The 21076-nt window shown below is 70.3% G+C and carries 16 protein-coding genes; 4 read left to right on the plus strand and 12 right to left on the minus strand.

Features of this window, described 5'->3' with window-relative positions; translation table 11 throughout:
• Nucleotides 1-6: 6 nt before the first annotated feature.
• From BM144_RS17520 to BM144_RS17545, 6 genes are all read right to left on the minus strand, one after another.
• Nucleotides 7-1233: a GGDEF domain-containing protein gene (locus tag BM144_RS17520; RefSeq protein WP_092955368.1), complete on the minus strand. Its 1227-nt coding sequence runs from the start codon at nt 1231-1233 to the stop codon at nt 7-9.
• A 121-nt stretch (nt 1234-1354) separates the two neighbouring features.
• Entirely contained in the window at nt 1355-4189 is a 2835-nt protein-coding gene (locus tag BM144_RS17525; RefSeq protein WP_092955155.1) for an ATP-binding protein, read from the minus strand.
• Between the two features lie 3 nt (nt 4190-4192).
• Entirely contained in the window at nt 4193-4882 is a 690-nt protein-coding gene (locus BM144_RS17530; RefSeq protein ID WP_092955158.1) for a hypothetical protein, read from the minus strand.
• Nucleotides 4883-4958: 76 nt separating this feature from the next.
• Nucleotides 4959-6404: a hypothetical protein gene (locus BM144_RS17535; RefSeq protein ID WP_092955161.1), complete on the minus strand. Its 1446-nt coding sequence runs from the start codon at nt 6402-6404 to the stop codon at nt 4959-4961.
• Entirely contained in the window at nt 6401-7117 is a 717-nt protein-coding gene (locus BM144_RS17540) for a 16S rRNA (uracil(1498)-N(3))-methyltransferase (RefSeq protein ID WP_092955371.1), read from the minus strand. Before BM144_RS17540 ends, BM144_RS17535 begins: the two co-directional genes overlap by 4 nt.
• 88 nt (nt 7118-7205) lie before the next feature.
• Entirely contained in the window at nt 7206-8324 is a 1119-nt protein-coding gene (locus BM144_RS17545) for an aminoglycoside phosphotransferase family protein (RefSeq protein WP_092955164.1), read from the minus strand.
• A gap of 93 nt (nt 8325-8417) precedes the next feature.
• On the opposite strand from BM144_RS17545, the gene BM144_RS17550 reads away from it, so the two are divergent.
• The 3 genes from BM144_RS17550 to rsmA are packed head-to-tail and all read left to right on the plus strand — an operon-like array spanning nt 8418 to nt 13141.
• The gene (locus BM144_RS17550) at nt 8418-10880 is read left to right on the plus strand and encodes an LPS-assembly protein LptD (protein ID WP_092955167.1); all 2463 of its coding nucleotides are present in this window, start codon (nt 8418-8420) and stop codon (nt 10878-10880) included.
• 45 nt (nt 10881-10925) lie between these two features.
• Nucleotides 10926-12362: a peptidylprolyl isomerase gene (locus BM144_RS17555; RefSeq protein ID WP_092955170.1), complete on the plus strand. Its 1437-nt coding sequence runs from the start codon at nt 10926-10928 to the stop codon at nt 12360-12362.
• Entirely contained in the window at nt 12359-13141 is a 783-nt protein-coding gene (gene rsmA / locus BM144_RS17560) for a 16S rRNA (adenine(1518)-N(6)/adenine(1519)-N(6))-dimethyltransferase RsmA (RefSeq protein WP_092955173.1), read from the plus strand. The genes BM144_RS17555 and rsmA overlap by 4 nt, the downstream gene beginning before the upstream one ends.
• Before the next feature lie 158 nt (nt 13142-13299).
• On the opposite strand, the gene BM144_RS22905 is transcribed toward rsmA, so the two are convergent.
• The 4 genes from BM144_RS22905 to BM144_RS17575 all read right to left on the minus strand — a co-directional run bounded on the left by BM144_RS22905 (nt 13300) and on the right by BM144_RS17575 (nt 16924).
• Nucleotides 13300-13509 (minus strand): hypothetical protein, encoded by a 210-nt coding sequence (locus BM144_RS22905; protein WP_139225761.1) that lies wholly within the window; start codon nt 13507-13509, stop codon nt 13300-13302.
• Nucleotides 13488-13913 carry a barstar family protein gene (locus BM144_RS17565; RefSeq protein WP_092955176.1) on the minus strand — a complete coding sequence of 142 codons (426 nt, stop codon included), beginning with the start codon at nt 13911-13913 and terminating at the stop codon, nt 13488-13490. The genes BM144_RS22905 and BM144_RS17565 overlap by 22 nt, the downstream gene beginning before the upstream one ends.
• Before the next feature lie 138 nt (nt 13914-14051).
• Complete coding sequence (locus BM144_RS17570; protein ID WP_092955179.1) at nt 14052-14456, minus strand: guanyl-specific ribonuclease; 405 nt, start codon at nt 14454-14456, stop codon at nt 14052-14054.
• A gap of 155 nt (nt 14457-14611) precedes the next feature.
• The gene (locus BM144_RS17575) at nt 14612-16924 is read right to left on the minus strand and encodes an NADP-dependent malic enzyme (RefSeq protein ID WP_092955183.1); all 2313 of its coding nucleotides are present in this window, start codon (nt 16922-16924) and stop codon (nt 14612-14614) included.
• A 518-nt stretch (nt 16925-17442) separates the two neighbouring features.
• On the opposite strand from BM144_RS17575, the gene BM144_RS17580 reads away from it, so the two are divergent.
• Nucleotides 17443-17889: an OmpA family protein gene (locus tag BM144_RS17580; protein ID WP_245783708.1), complete on the plus strand. Its 447-nt coding sequence runs from the start codon at nt 17443-17445 to the stop codon at nt 17887-17889.
• Nucleotides 17890-18075: 186 nt separating this feature from the next.
• On the opposite strand, the gene BM144_RS17585 is transcribed toward BM144_RS17580, so the two are convergent.
• A complete protein-coding gene (locus BM144_RS17585; protein WP_092955189.1) occupies nt 18076-19593 on the minus strand; it encodes a CoA-acylating methylmalonate-semialdehyde dehydrogenase in 1518 nt (505 codons plus the stop codon).
• A 73-nt stretch (nt 19594-19666) separates the two neighbouring features.
• Nucleotides 19667-21034: an omega-aminotransferase AptA gene (aptA, locus tag BM144_RS17590; protein WP_092955192.1), complete on the minus strand. Its 1368-nt coding sequence runs from the start codon at nt 21032-21034 to the stop codon at nt 19667-19669.
• Nucleotides 21035-21076: the final 42 nt, after the last annotated feature.

Here is a 21076-nt window from a genome sequence, read left to right on the forward strand (position 1 = left end):
CGGGCATCAGCGCGCGGCGGGCTCGCCCGGCGCCTTCAGCCGGCCTTCGGTCCGGTTGCGGCCGCCTTCCTTGGCGGCGTAGAGCGCCTGGTCGGCGCGCTCCAGGGTGTCTTCGATCTTCTCGCCGGGAATGTGCAGCGTGAAGCCGATGGAGACGGTGACGCGCAGCGGCGCCGGTGGGGCCGCGGAGGAGGCGTTGCGCGGGGCGTCCGGTGCCTGCGCCGCGACCTGCAGCCGCGCCACCGCCTCGCGCAGGCGCTCCAGCAGCGCGCGCGCCGCCTCGGGCGGGGTGTTGCAGAGCATCAGCACGAACTCTTCGCCGCCCCAGCGCGAGAGCACGTCGGCCTCGCGCACGCACTGGCGGGCGGCCTGGGCGAAGGCGCGCAGCACGCGGTCGCCGGCCGCATGGCCGTGGGTGTCGTTGACGGCCTTGAAGTGGTCCAGGTCCAGCAGGGCGATCGTGAGCTGGTGGCCCGAGCGCGCCACCCGCCGCTGCTCCAGCCGCATCAGCTCCAGCATGTGCCGCCGGTTGAGCAGGCCCGTCAGCTCGTCGTGCGTGGCCAGTTCGCGGATGTGGTCCAGTGCGCGCGCCAGCTCGTGCTTCTGCCGCCGCAGCAGCTCGCGCGTGGCCTGCAGCCGCGTGGTGAGGAAGGTGCTGCCCAGCAGCACCACCGCGGTCATGATCCCGTAGGCGGCCGAGAGCGCGGGCGAATGGCCGGGCTCCCCGCGCAGCTCCACCGCCATGATGGCGATGCCGAAAGCGGCCAGGGCGTAGAGCATCACGCCGAGCATCTGCCGCGTGGACAGCCCGAACATGCCGAACATCAGGATCACCGCCAGGATCGGCAGCGCGATGCCGCGTGCCTGCCCGCCGATCGAGTACGCCACCGCGTTGCAGGCGATGGCATAGACGATCTGCGCCAGCGTGAGGGAAGGGTCGGCCCAGCGCTGCGACACGCCGCTGCGGATGAGCCCGTACACCAGCAACAGGCCGCCGGCCGACATCACGGTCCAGATCCGCACGGGACCCGCCGCGGCCAGCCCCGCCGCGACCGCGATGTGCATCGCGGCCATGCAGCAGGCCATCAGCAGTGCCGCCAGGCCGGCCATGGACAGGCGCGTGCGCTGGCGCCGGTCGGTCGTGAGGATGGCGTCGAGCAGGCGCGATCCAGCGGTCTTGCCGCCGGGTTTCGCGGACCGTCCTCGTGGCGGGGACGCTGGCGGCAATGGCACCGTGGGTACTCCTTCGGGGCGCGGGGGCGCCGCCACGGTTTTACTCCAGGCTCCCGCGTGGGGACACTGGCCGGACTGCGCCCGAGGCTGGGAAAAACCCTAGGGCCGCAGGAGCGCGCCGCTACCCCTCCATCGGCGCCAGTTGCGGCACGCCGCGCCGCTTGGCCACGGCGATGGGCGGCGCCCAGCGCGAGCCCTGGGGTTTCTTGCTGGTCACGAGGGTGATCTCGGCTGGCTCGAACACCTCCAGGTTGTGGGTGATGGGCGTGGTCAGCACGTACTGCGCCTGGGTGGAGCGCAGGAAGTGCCCCACGAGCTGGATGTTGCGCACGTCCAGGTGGGCGAAGGGCTCGTCGATGAAGACGAAGCCGCCCGAGCCGCTTTCCTCGTCCTTGAGCAGGCCCACGAGCAGGATCAGCGACTTGATGACCTGCTGGCCGCCCGAGGCCTCGCCGTCGTTCATGCCGATGCTGCCCTTGCCGTCGAAGGCGAAGTGCACCTTGAGGCCGGCCTGCGCGAGCACGGTGTCGTCGTTCTCCAGGAGCGGCAGGTCGGCCGCGACCTCGACGCCCGCGAGCGCGCCCAGCTCCTGGATGTTCTTGCGGTAGCGGCGCACGGTGCTGCGCAGCACCTCGATGTAGCTCTCGCGCGCGTTGTGCACGGCCGTGCCGGCCTGGGCATTCTTGACCTGGTGGTCCGAGAGGCTCAGGGCCTGCTCGCGCACGGTGGCCTCCATGCGGCGGAAGCGCTCTTCCACGGTGGCGTCCTGCTCCCAGGTGCCCTGGTCGAGCTCCTGCTCCACGGCCTGCAGGCGCAGCTTGGCCTGGGTGTCGTTGACGTAGTCGTCCTCCAGCGCGCGCAGCGCGGCCGCGGCCGTCCAGCGGGCGGGGAACTGCCGGCGCCGGGCCTGGCTGCGGCGCGCGGCCTCGAGGTGGCCGCGGCGGCGGGCCGTCCATTCCTGCGCGGCGCGGTCGGTGTCGCCGCGCGCGCGCTTGAGCTGCTGCTCCAGGCGCTGGTGCTCGTCGGTGAAGGCGCGGTGGCGGTCGTGGGCGCGCGTGGCCTCGGTGTCCAGGCGCTGCCAGCGCTGCGCGGCCGCGATGCGCGCCTGCCTGCCCGCCGGCAGTTCCTCGCGGGCCTGGGCGAACTCGTCGCTGCGGCGCGCGAGTTCTTCCGAGGCGCTGTGGCCTTCGAGCGCGCGGCGCGTGTCGGTGACCTGGCGCTTCAGGGCCATCAGCCGGTCGAGCACGGGCGCGAGCTGCGCGTCGATCTGCGCCAGATCGCGCTCGGCGGCGTTGCGGCGCGCATGCACGGCCGCGGCGCCGAACTGGTGGTCGCGCGGTTCCACCCACATCGAGCGGGCGCCGCGTCCGTCGTGCATGTAGGCCTGCGGCGTGATCCAGGTGCCGCCCACGCGCTTGCCCTCGCGCGGATCGGCCACGCAGCGCAGTTGCTGGAGCTGCTGCACCAGCCAGCGCGGCACCGGCGCGGTGAAGCGCACGTGGGCCAGCAGCGTGCCGGGTTCGCCGCGCAGCGGCTTTTCGCCGGGGCCGACGAGGTAGTGGCGGTAGCGCTCGCGCTCGCCGATGTCGTAGGCCTCGGCGAGGTCGCTGTCCTTGTCGAGCAGCACCACCCAGCGGTGCCCGCGCAGCACGCCTTCGATGGCCGCGCGCCAGGTTTCGTCGGCCACCTCGACCACTTCGGCCACGAACTGGTGGCCGATGCCCTGGGCCACGAGGCGCTTGCGGAACTGCAGCACCTCGGGCGGCAGCGGCGGCAGCGGCTGGCCTTCGAGCGCCTTGAGCGATTCCTGCGCGATGCGGCGGCGCTGCTGCAGCGCCGAGCGCTCGTCCTGCGCCTCGGATTCCTGCGCCTGCAGCTGGCGCAGGTGCGCCTGCAGTTCGTCGGCGTTGCTGCCCTTGTCCACCAGCGCGAGCAGTTCGGCCTCGCGCTTGGCCAGCTGCTCCAGCGGGGCTTCGTGGCGCGTGGCGCCGTCGAGCGCGGTGCGTGCCTCGTCGCGCTCGGCGCGCAGGCGTTCGGCGTCGGACTGCGCGAGCGTGCTCTCCTGCAGCAGCGTGAGCAGGCGCTTGTTCTGCGCGGCCTGCTCGGCCAGGGCCGTGCGGTGCTGGGTCTTCTGGCGGCGCAGTTCGCGCGCCTGCTTCACGAGCCCTTCGCGCTCGCCGTGCCAGGCCAGCACCGGCAGCACCTCGGTGGCGAGGCGCTCGCGCTCGGAGAGCTTGAGCTGCCACGTCTTGTAGCTCGCCACGCGGTTCTGCAGTTCGGAGAGCTGGGTGCGGCTGTGGTCGAGTTCGCGCTCGGCCTGCACCATCTCGCGCGCGAGCTGATGCTGGTGCTCGCGCGCCTGGTCGTAGGCGTCGAGCACCTGCTGGTCGCCGAACACGTCGAACACCAGGCGCAGGAGTTCGCGCGGGCTGAATTCGCAGAGCCGGTCGGTCTGGCCCTGTTCCAGCGAGAGCACGCGCGCGATGGCGGCCGAGAGCCCGGCTGCGCCGAGCACGCGGCTCCAGGCCTCGACGCCCATGAAACCGAGGTCCTTCTCGGGCGTGTCGCGCAGCTGCTCGATGGAGACGTCGCCGTCCAGCAGGCAGTAGCGGCGCTGCCAGTCGCCGCCGTTCTTGTCGATGCGGCAGGCGAGGGTCACCTGGTCGGAGTAGAGCAGCCGGCGCGCGAACGGGCGGCTGGAGGTCTGGCGGCCCTGCGGGCGGTTGTCCACCACGGCGCGCAGCCAGGCGGTCTGCGCGCCCGCATGGCGGGCGTAGGTGCGGTAGTCGCGCGGGGCCGAGCAGCGCAGGCCCAGCAGCGTGCGCATGGCGTCCAGCAGCGTGGTCTTGCCCGAGCCGTTGGGGCCGGCGATGGTGATGATGGACGCGTCCAGCGGCAGCGCGACGCGCTGGCAGTAGTCCCAGTGGACGAGTTCGAGGGTTTGCAGATGGAACATGGGTCAGGCGGGCTCGGACTCGGGGGAGGGCGGCGGGGGCGCTGCGGCGTCCGCGGCCGGTGCGGCGGCGCGCTCGCGCGCGAGCACGTCGGCCAGCGCGCCGTCGAGGATGCGCGGGGCCAGCACGTCGTAGTCGAGCAGCACATCGAGCAGCGGGCCCTCGGCGATCTCGTCCTGCCGGCGCACGATGAAGCCGTGGCGCTCCAGCAGCTTGAGGTTGGCATCCAGCCGCAGCTTCTTGCCGAGCTGGTTGCCGTAGTCCTCCAACAAAGTCTTGTACGACAGCACGGGGCTGGCGAGCCGCGCGGAGGGCAGCGGCTTGGCGCCGGGGAAGAAGTCGTTCTGGCCGTCGCCCTCGGCCTCGGTGCGGCTCGTCTGGCGCTCGCGCTTGGGCAAAACGATGAGCGCCCACAGCACCACCAGCAGGGCCTGCGCGTCGCGCGGCAGGTCGAGGTTGTTGTTGGCGTTGAGCGCGCCTTCGCCCATCACGGCGTTCTGCGCGGGCGGCAGCAGGGCCACGCTCACGTGGTCCGCATAGATGCTGTCCACGAAGCGCAGGCCGGCCTGCGCGAGGCGCTGCTCGACCTGGGCGAACAGTTCGGCATCGACCAGCGCGCGCTTGACGCGCGGGTGGCTGCGCGGCAGCCAGCGGCGCGTGAGGAGTTCTGCGATCAGCAGGGCGGCGTCGTCCATGGGCAGCGGTCCATCCGGGAAAAGAAACGGGAAGAAAGAAAAGGCACGGAAAGCAGGGCAGCGGCGGCGGGCGGGTTCAAGGGGCGGGCTCGGCTGGCGCGTGCGCTGGCGCCGGAGCGTCCGCGGGCCAGTCGGCCGGCACCACGTGCCCGCAGCTCATGAGTTCCACCTGCGCATGGTCCAGCGCCTGCGTGGCCGCCTCCCACTGCACGCGCCACGGCTGCCGCGCGAGCGCGCCCGTGGCGCCCGGCAGCACGCCGGCCTGCGGGTCGCCGAGCAGCGGCAAGAGCTGGGCCTTGTAGGCCACCTGGGCATAGCGCGCGGACGCCGGCACGGCGCCCAGCAGCGCCTCGGCCACGTCGCGCGGAGCGGCCTGGCCGCCCTGCGCCCAGGCGGACAGCAGATCGGCCAGATCGCCCAGCTCGCGGGGCAGGGCCACGGCGGAGAGCGTGCCCACGGGCGCTTCCTGCGCGCCGGGCAGGTCCTCGGCGGGCCCCTGCGTGGGGCGGTCGCGCTCGAACTCGGCCTCGGTCACGTCCAGCAGTTCGTGCGGCGCGAGCGCGCACATCCCCACGGGCATGGCGATCGCGCCCTCCGCCAGTGCGCCGGGCTGGCGCAGCGTCTGCAGCCAGCGCTTCACGTCGGTGCTGGTGATGCCGGTGGTGCCGAGCGTCACGCGCTGGCGGTCCACCTGCTGCAGCGCGCGGTTGAACTGGCTCGCCATGGCGAGCAGGCGCGACTGGGCCTGGCCCAGGGCGCGTGCCGCGCGCTCCATGGCGATGTGGCCGTGCGCGTGGCCGATGATGGCCGTGATGGCATCCGAGGCGCGGTCGATGAGCTGCGCCGCGCGGTCGTAGCGCTGGCGCGCCGCGCGCAGCCGGAATTCGGAGCCGCTCGCGATGGCATCGGCGAATTCGCCGTGCAGCCGCGTGAGCTGCGCCTGCAGCATCTGCAATTGGCCGGGATCGAGCGCGCCCAGCTGGTTGGCGCCCACCACCTGCCCGAGCAGCGCGGCCAGCTCGCCGCCTTCGGTGTCCTGCACGGCCGCATCGCTGTTGGCCAGCGGCGCGAGCAGCCCGGCCACGCGCTGCGCGAGCGGCGGCAGTGCATAGGCGCGCAGGCTGTCGTCCCAGACCAGCAGGCCCACGTCGCGGAAGCGCTTGAGCACCGTGTCCAGCGCCTCGGGGCGCAGCGCGTGGAACAGCTCGTCGATGCGCTCGCGCGAGAGCTGCGCCTCGCCCTGGCGCGCGAGCTGCAGGAACGCCCAGAGGCGCAGCTGCACGAGCGCCGCCGGGCCGTGGAAGAGCCCGCTCAGCGCCTGCGACAGTTCCTGCTCGCGCGCAATGCGCCAGAGCAGCGGATCGTCGGTGGCGGCATCCGTGTCGCGGAAGAAGTCGAACAGCGCGCCGGCCGATTCGCCCAGGCCCCCGGCCGCGGCCAGGTCGGCATCGGGCGCGTCGCTCCAGGGGGTGTCGGTGCCGGCCGTCGAGGGCCGGGCGAAGGTGTCGGGGGGCGCCGTCATCCGCAGGCCAGCAGCGAGAGCGCCGCCACGGAGGCCGTCTCGGCGCGCAGCACGCGCGCCCCCAGGCTGGCGGGCAGGAAGCCCTGCGCCAGCGCCAGGTCCTCCTCGTGCGGGGCCAGGCCGCCCTCGGGGCCATGCAGCACCTGCACGGCCGGCGAGGCACCGGCGGCATCCAGCAGGGGCCGGCTGCCGTCCCGCAGCGACAGCACGAGCCGCGTGGCGCCGGGCGCAGGGCCCAGGCGCAGCCAGTCGGCGAGGGCGATGGGCGCGCCCACCGGCGGCACGCGGTTGCGCCCGCATTGCTCGCAGGCGGCCGCGGCGATGGCCTGCCAGTGGGCCTGGCGCTTCGCGGCCCGCTCGCCCGCGAGCTTGAGCACGCTGCGCGCCGCCGCCACGGGCTGGATGCCCGCCACGCCGAGTTCGGTGGCTTTTTCGACCAGCCAGTCCATGCGCTCGTTGGCCGGCATGCCCACGACGAGGTGCACGGCGCGGGGCGCTTCGCGCTCCACGGGGTCGTGCGCGCCCACCTCCACGTCCACGTCCGAGCGGCCCATGCGCGCCACGGTGGCCGCATATTCGCCGCCGCGCCCGTCGAACAGCGTGATCGCATCGCCGGGCTGCAGGCGCAGCACCTGCACGTGGCGGGCGGCAGCGGGCGGCAGGGCCAGCGCGGCCCCGCTGGCGAGCGGCTCGGGGCAGTGGAATCGGGGAATGTTCACTATTGCTATGTTTTTGATAGCTGACTATTCAGCAAATACAGCGGCATGGGCACCAAAACCCTTGGAATGGTGCGGCAGGCGCTCAGACGCGGCCGAAGGCGTAGCCCGCCACGGCCTCGGTGCCTTCGATCGCGTCGATCAGCCGCAGCAGCGGCGCGAGTTCGCGGTAGCGCCCTGCCGTGGCGCGCAGGTAGGCGATGAAGCGCGGCGTATCGGCAAGGTAGCGGGGCTTGCCGTCGCGCAGCGTGATCCGCGCGAAGATGCCGGCCACCTTCAGGTGCCGCTGCAGGCCCATCCACTCCACCGCACGGTAGAACTCGCCGAAATCGTCGCCCCAGCCGGACGCGCTGGCGGCGCCGAGAATGCCCGCACGCCGGGCCTTCTCCCAGTAACGCACGGTAATGTCGATGACGAAATCCTCGTCCCAGCTGATGAAGGCATCGCGCAGCAGGCTGGCGATGTCGTAGGTCACGGGGCCGTACACCGCGTCCTGGAAGTCGAGCACGCCCAGGGGCGCATCCGCCGTGCGCGGCACCATGAGGTTGCGCATCATGAAGTCGCGGTGCACGTACACGGAGGGCGCCGAGAGGTTGTTCGCCACGATGGCGTCGAAGGCGCGCGCCAGCGTTGCCTGCTGCGCGTCGGAGAGCTGCACGCCGCGGTGGCGGGCGAGGTACCAGTCGGGGAAGAGGGCCAACTCGCGGCGCAGCAGGGGCTCGTCGTATGCCGGCAGCACGCCGGGGCGCGAGGCCTGCTGCCATTGCAGCAGCACGTCGGTGGCCTGCAGGTACCACGCGTGGGCATCGGCGGGCCGCTCGGGGTCGAGGCGCTCGATCACCGTCTGGGCCCCCAGGTCGGTGAGCAGCATGAAGCCGTGCGCCTCGTCCCACGCCAGGATCTGCGGCACGTTCAGGCCGGCATCGGCCATGAGGCGCTGCACGTGCGCGAACGGGCGGCAATCCTCCTTGTCGGGCGGGGCGTCCATGGCGATGCGGCTCGTGCCGTCCGCGGCGTCGATGCGCAGGTAGCGGCGGAAGCTCGCGTCGGCCGATGCCGGGCGCAGGCTGGCGATCGCCAGGCCGTGCTCGGCTGCCAGGGGCGCGAGCCAGGCTTCGAAGGCGGCACGGCGGGCGGGGTCGGACCACGCAACGGTGGGGGCGCCGGCATCGTCGGCCGGGCAGGGGGGGCGGGGGTGGCTCATGGATAATCCGATTTTACAAACCCGGCCTGCCCGGACCGGGTGGCCTGCGGCGCCGGCCTTTTCTGGCAAGCGCGCCGCCGACCGGTTGAATCCATGGACCCTTCTTCCTTGCCCGATCCTCTCCGACCGACGCATCCCCTCCCGCCTGCCCGCCGCCGCGGCCGTGCCGAACCGCCGATGTTCGAGCGCCGGGCGCTGGCGCGGCTGGCCGCCTGGATGCTGTGCGGCGTGCCGCTGGCGGTTCTTGCACAAAGCGAATCCGAACCCGGTGCGCCGGCCGACGCCGCGCCCGCGCTGCGTTCCAGCCCGCTGCTGCAGGAAAAGATTCCCGAAGACGTCCGCCCCAGGCTGCCGATCTTCGTGCGGGGCGACCGGGTCACTGGCCAGCCCGACATCAACGCCACCGTCGAAGGCAACGCCGAACTGCGGCGCGGCGACACCATCATCCGTGCCGAGCGGCTGGACTACGCGGTGCCCGATGACCTGGCCAAGGCCCGTGGCAACGTGCGCATCAACCGCGCGGGCAACGTGTACGAAGGTTCGGTGCTCGAACTGCAGGTGGACGCGTTCAAGGGGTTCTTCGACGACGCCAACTACCGCTTCCTCATCAATGGCGCGCACGGCGATGCGCGCCGCGTGGACTTCCTCGACCGCGACCGCGCCGTGGTCCACGACGCCACCTACACCACCTGCCAGAAGGACGACGAATCCACCTGGCAGCCGGCCTGGATCGTGCGCGCGCGCTCCATCCGGATCGACAACGCCGAGCAGGTGGGCACGGCCGAGGGCGGCGTGCTCGAATTCCAGGGCGTGCCCATCCTGCCGGTGCCCGGCAGCTTCACGTTTCCGCTTTCCGACAAGCGCAAGTCCGGGCTGCTGCCGCCCACCATCGGCATCGACAGCGTGAGCGGCGCCGAGTATTCGCAGCCCTACTACTGGAACATCGCGCCCAACCGCGACGCCACGATCACGCCCACGGTCATGTCCAAGCGCGGCGTGAACCTGGGCGGCGAGTTCCGCTACCTGGAGCCGACCTACAGCGGCGAGCTGCGCGGCGACTACATGCCCTCGGACCGCCTGCGCGAACGCGACCGCTGGGGCTACGGACTCAAGCACCGCGGCACGATCGACACCGGCATCGGAGGCATCGGCCTGAACGTGGACGTGAGCCGCGTGAGCGACGACAACTACTGGCGCGACTTCACCACGCGCACCAACGGTGGCGTCACCCAGCTCACGCAGCGCCTGCTGCCGGCCGATGCGTCGCTCTTCTGGGGGCGCAACGACATGTCGCTCAGCCTGCGCACCCTCAAGTGGCAGACGCTGCAGGACGTGAACGCACCCATCGTGCCGCCCTACGACCGCATGCCGCAGCTCCACTGGGGCTATACGCCTTCGGTGCTGCCGAACGGCTTCGATGCGAGCGTGGAGGCCGACTACACCAATTTCCATGCCGATCGCGCGCTCACGGGCCAGCCCAACGCGCGCCGCACCTATGCCATGGCACAGGTCAGCCGGCCCTTCCTGGCGCCTGCGGGCTTCATCACGCCGCGCCTGCAGTTCCACGCCACGCAGTACGACTTCGACAGCGCGCTGCCCGCCAACGGCCGCCGCACGGCCACGCGTGCGCTGCCCACGTTCAGCCTGGACAGCGGCCTCGTCTTCGAGCGCGATGCGCGGTACTTCGGCCGCAACTTCGTGCAGACGCTCGAACCCCGGGCGTTCTATACCTACACGCCGTACCGCGACCAGAGCATGATCCCGGTGTACGACACGGCGGCGAACGACTTCAACTTCGCCACCATCTACACCGAGAACGGCTATGGCGGCAACGACCGCATCGCCGACAACAACCTGCTGACGCTGGGCGTGACCACGCGCCTGCTGGACCCCGTGGACGGCGGCGAGGCCGCGCGCTTCGGGATCGCGCAGCGCGTGCGGTTCAGCGACCAGGACGTCGTGCTGCCGGGCGAATCCCCCGTGAGCGAGCGCCTCTCCGACGTGCTGCTGGGCGCGGGCATCAACTGGACGCGCCAGTGGGGCTTCGACTCCACTGTGCAGTACAACCCCAAGACCGGCCGCTCCATCCGCTCCACCGTGGGCGCGCGCTACAACCCGAGCGATTACCGCGTCATCAGCGCGGCCTATCGCCTGCAGCGCGGAACCAGCGAGCAGATCGACGTGGGCTGGCAATGGCCGATCAACGACCTCTGGGGCGACAAGGGCCAGAACCTGGGCCCGGGCCGCGGGCAGGGCCCCGGCCGCTGGTACTCGGTGGGCCGCCTCAACTACAGCCTGCAGGACCGCAAGCTCGTGGACATGGTCGTCGGCTTCGAATACGACAGCTGCTGCTGGATCGGCCGCGTGGTGCTCGAACGCCTGCAGAGCAGCGTGACCACGGCCAATACGCGCCTGCTGTTCCAGATCGAGTTCGTGAGTTTCTCGCGCCTCTCGCTGGGCTCCAATCCGCTCACGACGCTGAAGCAGAACATCCCGCGCTACCAGTACCTGCGCGAGCAGGTCAGCGCGCCGAGCCGCTTCACCAATTACGACTGACCGTCCGTCCGTTCCCGACAACCGCCTCGACATCGACGCTTCCCCATGAACCATCGTGCATTCACCCTGGGCCTGGCGTGCACCGCCTCGGCCATCGTCTTCCTCGCACCGGCCGTGGCCGGCGCACAGGGCCTGCGCACCCCGGGTGGCTCCGGGCTGTCGGCGCCCGCCGCCGCGCCGTCGCTGCGCAGTGCACCCAACATCACGCTGCCGGCCCCCGGGGCCGCGGCGCGGGGCACGCCGTCCACGCGGCAGGCCGACTACATCGTGGCCGTGGTGAACACCGAGCCGCTCACCAACAACGAAGTGCAGGCCCGGCTCTCGCGCGTGGAGCAGCAGCTGGCTGCGCAGGGCGGCGAGCGCCCGTCCCGGCAGGTCCTGGCGCGCGAGGTGATGGAGCGCCTCATCAACGAGAAGATCCAGGTGCAGATGGCCACGGAGAGCGGCATCAAGGTCGATGACTACGCCATTGCCCAGGCCGAGCAGTCCGTGGCGCGCCAGAACAGTGTGAGCATCGACGAGATGCACCGCCGCCTGGCCGCCGATGGCATCAGCCCCGAGCGTTTCCGTGCCGAGCTGCGCAACCAGTTGCTGGTGCAGCGCCTGCGCGAGCGCGACGTGGAAGGGCGTGTGCGCGTGAGCGACATCGAGGTCGACCAGTACATGCGCGAGCAGCAGCAGTCCACCGCGACGGATTTCTCCAAGATCGAACTCAATCTGGGCCACATCCTCATCACCGTTCCGGAAAATGCCACGCCCGACGTGGTCGAGCAGCGCCGCCAGCGTGCGCAGCAGGCCGCCGACAAGGTGCGCGGGGGCGAGGATTTCGGCGAGGTCGCCCGCGAGTTCTCGGACGCCGCGGAGCGCTCCAGCGGCGGCCAGCTAGGCCTGCGCCCTGCCGACCGCTATCCGGAACTGTTCCTGCGCTCCACGCAGCAGTTGCCGGTGGGCGGCATCGCCGGCCCGGTGCGCTCGCCGGCAGGTTTCCACGTGCTCAGGGTGATCGAGCGCTCGCGCGCCGGCATCCCGGTCACGGCCGTGCAGACCCATGCCCGCCACATCCTGCTGCGCGCCGGCCCGCAGGTGAGCGAGTCCGCCTCCGCGGAACGCCTGGCCGAATACCGCCGCCGCATCGAGGCCGGCCAGGCCGATTTCGCCACGCTCGCGCGCGAGCATTCGCAGGACGGCAGCGCCAAGCAGGGCGGCGACCTGGGCTGGGCCGGCCCGGGCCGCTACGTGCCGGAATTCGAGGAAGTGCTGGAAACGCTCAAGCCCGGCGAGATCAGCCAGCCCGTGGCCACGCGCTTCGGTGTGCACCTGATCCAGTTGCTGGAGCGCCGCGAGGCCAAGCTCACGCAGCGCGAGCAACGCGACATGGTCCGCGACACCGTGCGCGAGAAAAAACTCGACGAGGCCTTCGCCACCTGGGCGCAGGAAGCCCGCGCCCGCGCATACGTGGAATACCGCGACCCGCCGCAATGAAGCCGCACATCCCGCGCAAGCGTTTCGGCCAGCACTTCCTGTCCGACCAGGGCATCATCGACGCCATCGTCCGCGCCATTGCGCCGGCGCCGGGGCAGCCCATGGTGGAGATCGGCCCTGGCCTGGCGGCGCTGACGCAGCCGCTCGTGGAGCGGCTCGGCCGTTTGACCGTGGTGGAACTGGACCGCGACCTTGCGGCCCGCCTGCGCGCGCACGGCCACCTCGATGTGATCGAGTCGGACGTGCTCAAGGTGGACTTCGCCGCCGTGGCGGCAACGCTCGGCGCTCCGCGCGTCCGGGTGGTGGGCAACCTGCCCTACAACATCTCCACGCCGATCCTGTTCCACCTGCTGGAGCATGTGGCGGTGATCGAGGACCAGCACTTCATGCTGCAGAAGGAAGTCATCGACCGCATGGTGGCCGAGCCTGCCACCGCAGCCTATGGGCGCCTGTCGGTGATGCTGCAGTGGCGCTATGCCATGGAGGATGTGCTCTTCGTGCCGCCCGAGAGCTTCGATCCGCCGCCCCGGGTGGACAGCGCCGTGGTGCGCATGGTCCCGCATGAGCGACCCGCTCCGGTGCGCGTGGAACTACTGTCCGAACTGGTGCAGGTGGCTTTCAGCCAGCGGCGCAAGATCCTACGGCACACGCTGGGGCGCTGGCTCGACGACCGCGGAATCGGTGGCGGCTTCGACACCCAGCGCCGTGCAGAAGAAGTGCCTGTGCAGGAATACGTCGATCTGGCACTGGCCGCAGCCGGGGCGCAGCCTGCGGCATAGCCCCGTTCCTGGCATGCGTGCCAGGGACTGGTGGATCCACCCCACCAACCCACCACAAAACCGAAAACCGCCGTGTGGCGGTCTTCTTGTCGCGCCTTGGGCGCGGCCCTGTTGGACACCCTGGGCCCTGGCCCTACCAGGGTCCCGAAACCGCAGTGTCAGGCTGCAGCGAGCCAGTAGCCTGCATTGAACGGGCTGCTCATGCGCAGCGCCAGGGGGGACACGTCCACGAGCTTGTCGGTGGGCATCTTCTCTGCGCCGGGATCGAGGGTGATCTCGATGGGCTCCGCAGCGGCTTCGTTAGCCTCGTTCGCCCGTTCTGCCTGGCTGGTGGATGCAGAACGGGCTACAGAAAAGAATAGAAACACCGGAACGGAATTTTGCGTTCCGCCCAGTAATCCGACGCCTCCCGGAAGATGTCCAGCAGTTGCTCGCGCGCTTCCTTGTCGAACTTCACGGTGGTGGGAATCTGCTCCAGCACCACGATGAAGCCGGGTTGCGGGCCCGATTTATGCAAAGGGTCGGTCATGCAGTCGTACAGCGCGTCGAAGTTCTTTCCGAAGTGGGCCGGGAACATGAACTGGCTGGCGATGAGTTCGAGGACGTCCTGCTTGGTCTGGGCGTGCGCGAGGTTGGCATACAGGAAGTGCTGGCCCAGCGACTGGGCGGAAGCCTGCAGATCCTGCACACGAAACGCCCGGATCGACTGCACGATATTCGGGCGCACGCCGCGCAAGGGGTTTTCCTGGTCGTTACGAAGTGGCATTTCCATCTCCGCTGCTCTTTCTTTATGTAGTCACCAATGAGGAATATCGTCGGAAACCGCCATGGACGCGGTTCACTCAGGAAGGGAGTCGGCAGGCCTGCAATCGTTCAGTGCGGCGTCCCTGCCCGGAGGCACAGGGCGGCGTCATTCCACGATCTTCCGAAAACTCGCGTAGTGGTCGCTGGTGTAGTAGCAGGCGTCCGGCGTACGGGGTGGTCCACCGCAGACGATCCGCCGCGCACCACGGTTGCGCGCACCCGGCGTCCTGACGGTGTATTCCCGGTAATAGCCCCGCTTGTACTGGGGCAACAGGCGTTCCCGGTTGCCAAAGACCGTGCCGTCCTTGTCGTAGGGGAAAGGCCCGCCTTCGCGGATGAGGCCGAAGGTGGCGCGCCCCTGCGGAGGCAGCTCGGCCAGAGCGATGGTGTCAATTCCGCCCGGAGACGGAGCGTTCCGGGCTTCTCCCGAGGTGGGAGCCAGAACGAACGCGGCACCCAGAGCGCATGCAATACCTGCCTTGTACGCCCGGATGGCGATGGCCTTCAGCATCAACTACACCTTTCAGAAACTACGGGTTAACCCGAAATTTCGAGCCAGTAGTTTGACGGAAAGACCCCCAAAAAGCAAGCGCCTGCCCAAGAAATAGGCAGGCGCCTGCGGGGATTGCATCCGCTAAAAGTTAGCGCTCGCTGTGGCGGATGGGGTCAGCGCGCGGCGTTGGCGTCGGCCACGGTGAGGGCCGTCATGTTGACGATGCGGCGGACGGTGGCGCTGGCCGTCAGGATGTGCACCGGCTCGGCAGCGCCCAGCAGCACCGGCCCGATGGCGATGCCGCCGCCGGCCGCCGTCTTGAGCAGGTTGTACGAGATGTTCGCGGCGTCGATGTTGGGCAGCACCAGCAGGTTGGCGCTGCCGGCCAGCGTGCTGTGCGGCATGACGTTGGCGCGCTGGGCGGCATCGAGCGCGACGTCGCCGTGCATTTCACCGTCCACTTCCAGCCAGGGCGCCTGCACGCGCAGCAGCTCCAGCGTCTGGCGCATCTTGACGGCGCTGGGCTGGTTGCTGGAGCCGAAATTGGAGTGCGACAGCAGCGCGGCCTTGGGCTTGATGCCGAAGCGCATCATTTCCTCGGCGGCCATCACCGTGATCTCGGCGAGCTGCTCGGCCGTGGGGTCGTAGTTGACGTGCGTGTCCACCAGGAACACCTGGCGGTCGGGCAGCAGCAGGCCGTTCATGCAGGCGTAAGTGTTGACGCCGGCGCGCTTGCCGATCACCTGGTCGATGTAGTTCAGGTGCAGGGCGGTGTGGCCCCAGGTGCCCACGATGAGGCCGTCCACTTCGCCCTTGTGCAGCAGCATGGAGCCGATCAGCGCCAGGCGACGGCGCATTTCGATCTTGGCGATGGGCACGGTGATGCCCTTGCGCTCGGTCATGCGGTGGTAGGTCTGCCAGAAGTCGCGGTAGCGGTGGTCGTTCTCCACGTTGACCACGTCGTAGTCCACGCCTTCCTTCAGGCGCAGGCCGAACTTCTCGATGCGCTGGGCGATGATGGCCGGGCGCCCGATCAGGGTCGGCCGGGCGACCTTCTCGTCCACCACGATCTGCGCGGCGCGCAGCACGCGTTCCTCTTCGCCTTCGGCGTAGGCCACGCGTTTCTTGCTGGCGGCCTTGGCGGCGGTGAAGATCGGCTTCATCGTGGTGCCCGAGGCATACACGAAGGTCTGCAGGTGGTCGCGGTAGGCGTCCATGTCGGTGATGGGGCGCTGGGCCACGCCGCTGTCCGCGGCGGCCTGGGCGACGGCCGGCGCGATCTTCATCATCAGGCGCGGATCGAACGGCTTCGGGATCAGGTATTCGGGCCCGAACGCCAGTTGCTCGCCCACGTAGGCGGCAGCCACCACCTCGCTCTGCTCCGCCTGGGCCAGCTCGGCGATGGCGTGGATGGCGGCGATCTCCATCTCCAGCGTGATGGTCGTGGCGCCGCAGTCGAGCGCGCCGCGGAAGATGTAGGGGAAGCACAGGACGTTGTTGACCTGGTTCGGGTAGTCGGTGCGGCCGGTGGCCATGACGACGTCGCCGCGCACTGCATGGGCGTCTTCCGGGGAGATTTCGGGGTTGGGGTTGGCCAGCGCGAAGATGATGGGGCGGGCTGCCATCTTGGCCACCATGGCGGGCTTGAGCACGCCGCCGGCCGACAGGCCCAGGAAGATGTCGGCGCCGTCGATGACCTCGGCCAGCGTGCGCGCGTCGGTCTTCTGGGCGAACTGGATCTTGTCCTCGTCCATCAGTTCGGTGCGGCCTTCGTAGACCACGCCCGCGAGGTCGGTCACGAAGACGTTCTCGCGCTTCAGGCCCACCTTCAGCAGCAGGTTCAGGCAGGCCAGCGCCGCGGCGCCGGCGCCCGAGGCGACCAGGCGCACCGCGCCGATGTCCTTGCCCACGACCTTCAGCGCGTTGAGCATGGCGGCCGCCACGGTGATCGCGGTGCCGTGCTGGTCGTCGTGGAAGACCGGGATCTTCAGGCGCTTGCGCAGTTCGCGCTCGACGTAGAAGCACTCGGGCGCCTTGATGTCCTCGAGGTTGATGGCACCGAACGTGGGTTCGAGGGCCGCGATGACTTCGACGAGCTTCGCCGGGTCCTTCTCGTCGATCTCGATGTCGAACACGTCCACGCCGGCGAACTTCTTGAACAGGACGCCCTTGCCCTCCATCACCGGCTTGGACGCCAGGGCGCCGATGTCGCCCAGCCCCAGCACTGCCGTGCCGTTGGAGATCACTCCCACCAGGTTGCCGCGCGCCGTGTACTTGAATGCAGCGGCCGGGTCCTTGACGATCTCTTCGCAGGGGGCTGCCACGCCCGGCGAGTAGGCCAGGGCCAGATCGTGCTGGTTGACCATCTGCTTGGTCGCGGCGATGGCGATCTTGCCGGGCTTGGGGAACTCGTGGTACTCGAGGGCTGCCTTGCGCAGCAGGGCACGTTTGTCGGGCGCGGGGGTCACCGGGGTGGTGTCGGACATCAAGCTCTCTCCAACTCAGGGGAAATGGGCAGATGAAGCTGCGCCGGCGGCGATGCCGCCGGGGGCTTCGATAAGGGGGAATCCTGGCTCTCGGGGGTCTGCGATTGTAGACAGCCTGTCGTAAACCCTGGTAAGCATTTCTGCCTAAGCCGGACGGGTGCGAAAAGCCGCCGGACGACGGCGCCGCCGGGGTTGCCAGCCCGGCCGTGGCGGGCCACGAAGCGATGGCGGCGGCGCGGCAAAAGATGCTGCGGCGGCCCCGGAGCCCGCCCTCCGGGCACGGGCCCGCGCCGGCCGGGCGCGCTGCATTTTCCGCACGGGTGCGCGGGGTGCGTGGTGCCGGCTGCGCAATGCGGAGACAATCGGCCTCCAGCGCGGCCCGTCCGCGCGCTCGGGGAGGGCGCGCGGGAACCGGGCACCGGGTGTTCCGGGCGCCGGCCCATGCCGGCAGCGCCGCTTTTTTTCCAGCCACGACAACAGGTGAATCGATGCGTTCTATGCGTTCCTACAGCCAACTCTTGGGCCTTCTCTGCGCTGCCGCGGTGCTCGGCGGATGCGCGGGCGGCGCGCCCGGCCAGCCTTCGTCCGGCACGCCTGCCGAAGCCCAGGCCCCGGCCCCGGCTCCTGCCCCCGAGCCCACGCCTGCTCCGGCGCCCGCTCCCGAGCCGCTGCGCGTGCCCGAAGACGGCACCGTGGCCGAGTTCACCGGCACGGACGCCACGCTGCGCCCCGAGGCGCTGGCCCTGCTGGACGTGATCGCCGCCGACAAGTCCTCGGCCGGCCAGCGCTGGGAGATCAAGGGCTACAGCGACCGCAAGACCGTCAAGAACGCCCGCGAAGTCGCCCTGGCCCGCGCGCTCGCCGTGCGCAAGGAACTCGTGGCGCGCGGCATCCCCGCGCAGAACCTGCGCGCCATGTACAGCACGTCGGAAGCCCGCGAAGCGGTCACCGTGCTGCCCCGGTAATCACGCTGGACCCTGGGTCGCCTTTGGCGCTTTCTCCCGAGGGGGACGGCGCCAGCGGCCGGGCGAAGCCCATTGCGCGGCGTCCGCTGGCGTGGCCTGATGCGCCGCGCTTTCTGCGCGCAGCGCTGTCTTTGAACAGGGGTGGACGAAGCGGCAGCCTGAGCCGGGGCTGCCGCCGCGCGAGCGTCAGCGGCTGCTCGGGAAGCTGTACACCGCGCCTTCGCGCACGCCGGCGGAGGGCCAGCGCTGCGTGATGGTCTTGCGCTTGGTGTAGAAGCGCACGGCGTCCGGGCCGTAGGCGTGCAGGTCGCCGAACAGGCTGCGCTTCCAGCCGCCGAACGAGTGGTAGGCCACGGGCACGGGCAGCGGCACGTTCACGCCCACCATGCCCACCTGGATGTGGTCGGTGAAATAGCGCGCCGCCTCGCCGTCGCGCGTGAAGATGCAGGTGCCGTTGCCGTATTCGTGGTCGTCGATGAGCTGCATGGCTTCCTGCAGCGTCTGCACGCGCACCACACCGAGCACGGGGCCGAAGATCTCTTCCTGGTAGATGCGCATGCCGGGCTTCACATGGTCGAACAGGCATGCGCCGAGGAAGTAGCCCTCCGCGTGGCCTTCCACCTGCACGGTGCGGCCGTCCACCACGAGGGTCGCCCCTGCGGCCACGCCGCTGTCCACGTAGCCCTTCACTTTCTCGAAGTGCTGCTGCGTGACGAGCGGGCCCATGTCGTTGCCGTTGTCGGTGCCGGGGCCGACCTTCATCTTCGCGATCTCGGCCGAGAGGCCGGCCACGACGGCATCGGCCGTGGCGTCGCCCACGGCCACCACGAGCGGGATCGCCATGCAGCGCTCGCCGCAGGAGCCGTAGGCCGCGCCCATGAGCGCGCTCACGGCGTTGCCGATGTCGGCGTCGGGCATGAGCACGGCGTGGTTCTTCGCGCCGCCCAGGGCCTGCACGCGCTTGCCGTGCGCGCAGCCCGTGGCGTAGATGCTCTCGGCGATGGGCGTGGAGCCCACGAAGCTCACGGCCTTCACGCGCGGGTCGGTCAGCAGCACATCGACCGCCTCCTTGTCGCCGTTGACCACGTTCAGCACGCCGGGCGGCAGGCCCGCCTCCAGCGCGAGCTGTGCGATGAGGAGGGCGCTGCTCGGGTCGCGCTCGGAGGGCTTGAGCACGAAGGTGTTGCCGCAGGCGACGGCCATGGGCCACATCCAGAGCGGCACCATGGCCGGGAAGTTGAACGGCGTGATGCCGGCTGTGACGCCCAGCGGCTGGAACTCGCTCCAGCTGTCGATGCCCGGGCCCACGTTGCGGCTGTGCTCGCCCTTGAGCAGCTCGGGCGCGTAGCTCGCGTATTCGACGTTCTCGATGCCGCGCTGCAACTCGCCGTGCGCGTCCGACAGCACCTTGCCGTGCTCGGCGGTGATGAGCTGCGCGATGCGGTCGGCGTTCTCTTCGAGCAGCACCTTCAGGCGCGCCAGGACCCGCGCGCGCTTGAGCGGCGGCGTGTTGCGCCAGGCCGGGAAGGCCGCCTCGGCCGAGGCGATGGCGGCCTCCACGGTGGCGCGGCTCGCCAGCGCCACGCTGGTGGAGGAGCGGCCCGTCGCCGGGTTGAAGACGGGCTGGGAGCGCTCGGTGTCGGCGACGATCCGGCCGTCGATCAGGTGGCCGACGGTGGAGGTGACGGAGGAGTCTTTGTGCATGGTTCGGAGTCGAAGTGGCGGCATGCCGCCGGATTCATTCAATAGTTTGCTATGAAAATAATAGCGATCGGGTTCATGCCGTCTCGGCCAGCGCATCGCCCAACGCGCTCACCAGCCGGTCGATTTCCGCCTCCGTGCTGATGAAGGGCGGCGCGAGCTGGATCGTGTCGCCGCCATAGCGCACGTAGAAGCCCTTTTCCCAGCACTTCATCGCCACCTCGTAGGGCCGGCGCGCGGGCTCGCCCGGCAGCGCGGCGATGGTGAAGCCGGCGGCCAGGCCGTAGTTGCGGATGTCGGCCACGTGCTTCGCGCCGCGCAGGCCGTGCACGGCCTTCTCGAAGAACGGCGCCAGCGCCTTCACGCGCGCGGGCATGGCTTCCTTCTCGAGGATGTCGAGCACCGCGTTGCCGGCCGCGCAGGCGACGGGGTGGGCCGAGTAGGTGTAGCCGTGCGGGAACTCCAGCAGGTACTCCGGCCCGCCCTGCGCCATGAAGGTGTCGTAGATCTCCTTCGTGGCGATCGTGCCGCCCAGCGGCTGCGCGCCGTTGGTCACCTGCTTGGCGAAGTTGAGGATGTCCGGTGTCACGCCGAAGGCCTCCGAGCCCGTCCAGGCGCCGCAGCGGCCGAAGCCCGTGATGACTTCGTCGAAGATCAGCAGGATGAGGTTCTGCGTGCAGATCTCGCGGATGCGCTCCAGGTAGCCCTTCGGGGGAATCACCACGCCGGCCGAGCCCGAGAACGGCTCCACGATCACCGCGGCGATGTTGGAGGCGTCGTGCAGCGCGATCACGTCCAGCAGCTTGTCGGCCAGCGCCCGGCCGCCGTCCTCGGCCATGCCCTTCTGGAAGCTGCCCAGGGGCGGCTGCGTGTGGGGAATGTGGTCGGCCTCCACGGCCTGCCCGAACAGCTTGCGGTTGCCCACGATGCCGCCCACCGAGATGCCGCCGAAGTTCACGCCGTGGTAGCCCTTCTCGCGGCCCACGAGGCGCGTCTTCTGGCCCTGGCCCTTGGCGCGCCAGTAGGCCCGCGCCATCTTGAGCGAGGTGTCAGCGGCCTCCGACCCCGAGCCCGTGAAGAACACGTAGTCCAGCCCCTCGGGCGTGAGCGCCTTGAGCCGGTTGGCCAGCTCGAACGAAGCGGGGTGGCCGAACTGGAAGGCCGGCGCGTAGTCCAGCGCGGCGGCGGCGCGGCCGATGGCCTGGGCCACCTCCGTGCGGCCGTGGCCCAGGCCCGAGCACCACAGGCCCGAGAGCCCGTCGAAGATCTTGCGGCCCTCGGCATCGGTGTAGTAGGCGCCCTGGCCGCCCACGATCATGCGCGGCTTGGCCTTGAAATTGCGGTTCGCGGTGAAGGGCATCCAGTGCGCGTCGAGCCACGCGGCATCCATGCGGGGGGCGGCGGTGTCGGCGCCGGGGGTCGTGTCGAGGACGGAAAAGCCCATGGTCGGTCCTTTCGGGACAAGAGAGAGGTGAAGCCAGGCGGT

Source organism: Paracidovorax konjaci, from assembly GCF_900112675.1.
In the GTDB taxonomy this organism is placed as follows: Bacteria; Pseudomonadota; Gammaproteobacteria; order Burkholderiales; family Burkholderiaceae_C; genus Paracidovorax; species Paracidovorax konjaci.

Excerpts from the sequence above, each read along its gene's own strand:
- BM144_RS17565 (WP_092955176.1), bottom strand. The coding sequence starts at position 13,913 with ATGGAAATGCCACTTCGTAACGACCAGGAAAACCCCTTGCGCGGCGTG.
- aptA (WP_092955192.1), bottom strand. The coding sequence starts at position 21,034 with ATGGGCTTTTCCGTCCTCGACACGACCCCCGGCGCCGACACCGCCGCC.
- BM144_RS17530 (WP_092955158.1), bottom strand. The coding sequence starts at position 4,882 with ATGGACGACGCCGCCCTGCTGATCGCAGAACTCCTCACGCGCCGCTGG.
- BM144_RS17535 (WP_092955161.1), bottom strand. The coding sequence starts at position 6,404 with ATGACGGCGCCCCCCGACACCTTCGCCCGGCCCTCGACGGCCGGCACC.
- BM144_RS17585 (WP_092955189.1), bottom strand. The coding sequence starts at position 19,593 with ATGCACAAAGACTCCTCCGTCACCTCCACCGTCGGCCACCTGATCGAC.
- BM144_RS17575 (WP_092955183.1), bottom strand. The coding sequence starts at position 16,924 with ATGTCCGACACCACCCCGGTGACCCCCGCGCCCGACAAACGTGCCCTG.
- BM144_RS17555 (WP_092955170.1), top strand. The coding sequence starts at position 10,926 with ATGAACCATCGTGCATTCACCCTGGGCCTGGCGTGCACCGCCTCGGCC.
- BM144_RS17545 (WP_092955164.1), bottom strand. The coding sequence starts at position 8,324 with ATGAGCCACCCCCGCCCCCCCTGCCCGGCCGACGATGCCGGCGCCCCC.
- BM144_RS17525 (WP_092955155.1), bottom strand. The coding sequence starts at position 4,189 with ATGTTCCATCTGCAAACCCTCGAACTCGTCCACTGGGACTACTGCCAG.
- BM144_RS17550 (WP_092955167.1), top strand. The coding sequence starts at position 8,418 with ATGGACCCTTCTTCCTTGCCCGATCCTCTCCGACCGACGCATCCCCTC.
- rsmA (WP_092955173.1), top strand. The coding sequence starts at position 12,359 with ATGAAGCCGCACATCCCGCGCAAGCGTTTCGGCCAGCACTTCCTGTCC.
- BM144_RS17570 (WP_092955179.1), bottom strand. The coding sequence starts at position 14,456 with ATGCTGAAGGCCATCGCCATCCGGGCGTACAAGGCAGGTATTGCATGC.